Origin of the sequence: Stutzerimonas stutzeri (genome assembly GCF_000935215.1) — a bacterium.
Lineage (GTDB): Bacteria > Pseudomonadota > Gammaproteobacteria > Pseudomonadales > Pseudomonadaceae > Stutzerimonas.
Map to the genome: position 1 here is coordinate 1 of NZ_JXXD01000398.1, position 3,908 is coordinate 3,908.

The 3,908-nt window shown below is 63.9% G+C and carries 5 protein-coding genes; 1 reads left to right on the top strand and 4 read right to left on the bottom strand.

Going from position 1 to position 3,908, the window contains the following annotated elements; genetic code table 11:
- From rsxC to rsxA, 3 genes are all read right to left on the bottom strand, one after another.
- The coding region (rsxC, locus tag LO50_RS23785) for an electron transport complex subunit RsxC (RefSeq protein ID WP_044316591.1) at nucleotides 1-1,901 on the bottom strand (1,901 nt) is incomplete at its 3' end.
- Entirely contained in the window at nucleotides 1,898-2,473 is a 576-nt protein-coding gene (gene rsxB, locus LO50_RS23790; RefSeq protein ID WP_003302265.1) for an electron transport complex subunit RsxB, read from the bottom strand. The genes rsxB and rsxC, both read right to left, overlap by 4 nt.
- On the bottom strand, nucleotides 2,470-3,054 hold the full coding sequence (gene rsxA / locus LO50_RS23795; protein WP_003282096.1) for an electron transport complex subunit RsxA: 585 nt from the start codon (nucleotides 3,052-3,054) through the stop codon (nucleotides 2,470-2,472). The genes rsxB and rsxA overlap by 4 nt, the downstream gene beginning before the upstream one ends.
- A 222-nt stretch (nucleotides 3,055-3,276) precedes the next feature.
- Here rsxA and LO50_RS23800 point away from each other — a divergent pair, with 222 nt between their 5' ends.
- Nucleotides 3,277-3,684, top strand: a complete 408-nt coding sequence (locus tag LO50_RS23800; RefSeq protein ID WP_041014729.1) for a hypothetical protein — start codon at nucleotides 3,277-3,279, stop codon at nucleotides 3,682-3,684.
- 11 nt (nucleotides 3,685-3,695) lie between these two features.
- Here LO50_RS23800 and LO50_RS23805 read toward each other — a convergent pair.
- On the bottom strand, nucleotides 3,696-3,908 hold a 213-nt coding region (locus LO50_RS23805; RefSeq protein WP_161794509.1), incomplete at its 5' end, for an enoyl-CoA hydratase/isomerase family protein.

Sequence of the window (3,908 nt, forward strand, 5' to 3'; positions counted from 1 at the left end):
GCGGGCGCTGCACTCTGCGCGGCGGTCAGCGCCTGTTCGGCGTCGTTCAGCTGCTGACGTAGACGGGCGAGTTCGGCTTGCTGGTCGTCGTCCGGCGTTTCGACCTTCTCCAGTTTGCGAATCTGTGCCTTGAGCATGGCGGCTTCGATCTTGGCTTTTTTCGCAACGGCATCGTCTGGCCCTGGCGCAGTGGCGGGCGGAGCGGAGTCCGTCTGCATGGCGGCATCCAACGCACGCTGCGCGGCCTCGGCGGCGTTGCGCAGATCGGCAACCTGGGCTTCCAGCTCGGCAGTGGCATGGGTGGCCAGCTGCTTCTCGGCTTTCTTCAGGGCGACCTGGGCCATGCTGGCCTCGATCTTAAGTTTCTTCTGCGTTTCGGAAAGGCTGGTCTTCTGTGCCGGGGCCGCCGTCTCGGCTGTGGTCGCGGTCGGGCCGCTCTCGCTTTGCGCCGCCTTGGCGCGTGCCGCACGTTCGGCACGGGCCTTGCGTTCGGCTTCCTTCTGTTCTTCGGCGCGCCGTAGACGTTCCTGGCGAAGCTCGAAGCGCTGTTTGGAGTGCTCGGCCTTCTGCTGCTTCTGCTCCAGCTCGCGGATCTCACCCTTGGCAGCGCGGTAATACTGCACCAGGGGGATGTTGGAGGGGCAGACGTAGGCGCAGGCGCCGCACTCGATGCAGTCGAACAGGTTATGGGCCTTGAGCTGCTCATGCTCCTGGCCGAGGGCAAAGAAATGCAGCTGCTGCGGTAGCAGGCTGACCGGGCAGGCCTCGGCGCACTCTCCGCAACGGATGCACGGCAGAGCGGGCGGCGGTGGCGGCAGCTCTTCCAGCGTGCTCGCCAGCAGGCAGTTGGTGGTCTTGACCACCGGCACCTCAAGGGATGGCAGGCTGAAGCCCATCATCGGGCCGCCCATGATCAGACGGTTGAGCCTGTGCTGATCGAGACCGGCGAAGGCCAGCAGTTCATCCACGGGGGTGCCGATCAGCACCTCGACGTTCATCGGCCGCGCCAGCGCCTCGCCGGTCAGGGTGGTGATGCGCGAGATCAGCGGCTTGCCGAGGAGCACGGCGTCGTGGATGGCGACGCAGGTTCCAACGTTCTGGCAGAGCATGCCGATATCCGCCGGCAAGCCGCCACTGGGAACCTCTTCTCCGGTGAGAATCTGGATCAGCTGCTTTTCGCCGCCGGACGGATACTTGGTCGGGAAGACCTTCAACGTGAAGGGGCGCTCGCCGATGGCAGCCCGCACTGCGGCGATCGCTTCGGGCTTGTTGTCCTCGATGCCGATCAGTACCTCTTGCGGCTGAATCAGGTGCGCGAGTATCTCGATCCCCGCGACCAGCTCGGCCGCCTTTTCACGCATCAGCAGGTCATCGGCGGTGATGTAGGGCTCGCACTCGGTGCCATTGATGATCAGCGTGCGGATCGTCTGGGTCGGCGGGGGGCTGAGCTTCACAGCGGTGGGGAAGCCGGCGCCGCCGAGGCCGCTGATGCCGGCCTGGCGAATCAGCTCGAGCAGGGCTGGGCGCTCGAGTTCACGGTAATCCGGCTGCGGATGCAGGTCGATCCATTTGTCTTCGCCATCGCTGTCGATGACGATCGCGTTGGCGAGCATGCCTGATACATGCGGGTAGGGCTGCGGGCCGATGAAGCTGACCAGTCCGGAGGTAGGAGCATGCAGCGGCGCGCTGACAAACCCGCTGGCGACAGCGATCTGCTGACCTTTGAGTACCCGTTCGCCAAGAGTGACGCAGGGCTCGGCCGGCGCTCCGAGGTGCTGCGTCAGTGGCAGGACCAGGCGCTTGGGCAGCGGGGCCGGCTGGATCGGGGTGCGGTTGGACAGATCCTTGTGTTCCGGCGGATGAATGCCGCCGTGGATGTCCCAGATCTTCAGTGCGGTCATGCGGCCTGCTCCCGATCAGTTGCGATCAGCTGGCCGGGCGCCAGCGGCCGGTTCCATTTCCAGCTCTGCAGGTTGCTGCCGACTTCGATCATGTCGATGCAGTCCACCGGGCAGGGTTCGACACACAGGTCGCAGCCGGTGCACTCGGAAATGATCACGGTGTGCATCTGCCGCGCGGCACCGACGATGGCGTCAACCGGGCAGGCCTGGATGCACTTGGTGCAGCCGATGCACTCGGCTTCACGGATGTAGGCGACCATCTGCGGCTTTTCGCCACCCTCGGCATCCAGCGGCTCCGCCTCGACATCGAGCAGATCGGCCAGGGCCTGGATGGTCGCTTCGCCGCCCGGTGGGCACTTGTTGATCTTGTCGCCGCCGGCAATGGCTTCGGCGTAGGGTTTGCAGCCCGGATAGCCGCACTGGCCACATTGGGTCTGTGGTAGCAGGGCATTGATCTGCTCGGCGATCGGATCGCCTTCGACACGAAAGCGCACAGCGGCGAAACCGAGGATGGCGCCGCCGAGCAAGCACAGGGCGAGCAGGGCGAGGATCGCTATGACGACTGCGCTCATAGCTTGATCAGCCCGGTGAAGCCCATGAATGCCAGCGACATCAGGCCGGCGGTGACCATGCCGATCGCGGCGCCCTGGAACGACTTCGGCACGTCAGCAATGGCGATGCGCTCGCGCATGGCGGCGAACAGTACGAGCACCAGGGAAAAGCCCAGCCCCGCGGCGAAGCCGTTGACGGTGGCGGTGAGAAAGGTGAATTCGGCCTTGTTGGCATTGAGCAGCGCCACGCCGAGCACGATGCAGTTGGTGGTGATCAGTGGCAGAAAGATGCCGAGTACGCGGTAGAGCAGCGGACTGGTCTTGTTCACCACCATCTCGGTGAACTGAACGGTCACCGCGATCACCAGAATGAAACTGATGGTGCGTAGAAACTCGAGGTCCAGCGGCTTGAGCACATACTGCTGGACGAGGTAGCTGCACATGGCAGCAAGCGTCAGCACGAAGGTGGTGGCCAGCGACAGGCCGATGGCGGTCTCGATCTTCTTCGAGACGCCCATGAACGGGCACAGACCGAGGAACTGCACCAGCACGAAATTGTTGACCAGGATGGCGCTAACCATGATCAGGGCGAGTTCGGTCATCTAGGGTCTATTCCCGTTCCGTCCGCTCTGCGAGAGCCGTGGGGCTAAAGGGCCGCTATTATCGGGAAGCAGCGGCAGCCATACAAGGTGCGGCGGCCCGTCGCGGTCCTCGCACGACGCATGACGTCGTGTCAGAGCTGCCGGTTGTCCGCTGTTTCTGCAGCTGTCTCACGGTTGTGGTCTGATGAATCGAAGCCTGTGACGCCATCGGAGGTGGTTTCCATGAGCATTCGTTCTTCACTGCTTATTCTGCTCTGTGTCGGCCTGGGCATGAGCCTGCAGGCCCATGCGGAGCGGCGAGACGGCGTCTGGGTCTTCCAGGCGGAGAGTCCGCGCTACTACAATCCGGGGCCGCGACACTATGACCGGGACTATCGTCAGCACAACCGTCCGCATCAATACGACCCGCGAAGCCCTTATTCCCACTATCCGCAGTACCCGCGCAACCTGCCGCCGCGTTATCAGAGTCAGCTTCCGCCGCAATACTACGACCGCCATCGCGGCTTCGAACGACGTGGCTACTGGCGTCAGGAACATCGCCAGCAGCGTCCGCCGTTGATCAGGGATGGGCGCGATCATCGGCTACGGCCGCATTACGATAGGGGCGGCCGCCAGCACTACTATCGGTGATGAGAGGGCATTCAGGCCAGGCCGGTCAGTGGGTGATCCCCTTCCCAGGTCGGCTCGAAGTGCGCCTCGATCACCGCTGGCGGAACGTGGTGGGCGTCCGGCCAATGCCAACCTGGCCTATTGTCCTTGTCGATCAAGCGGGCACGGACGCCTTCGGCGAGCTCCGGGTGGCGACAGCAATTCAGGCTTAGCGCGTACTCCATCTGCAATGCCTGGCCTAGCGA

Coding starts and splice junctions, on each gene's coding strand:
- rsxA (WP_003282096.1), bottom strand. CDS start 3,054: ATGACCGAACTCGCCCTGATCATGGTTAGCGCCATCCTGGTCAACAAT.
- rsxB (WP_003302265.1), bottom strand. CDS start 2,473: ATGAGCGCAGTCGTCATAGCGATCCTCGCCCTGCTCGCCCTGTGCTTG.
- LO50_RS23800 (WP_041014729.1), top strand. CDS start 3,277: ATGAGCATTCGTTCTTCACTGCTTATTCTGCTCTGTGTCGGCCTGGGC.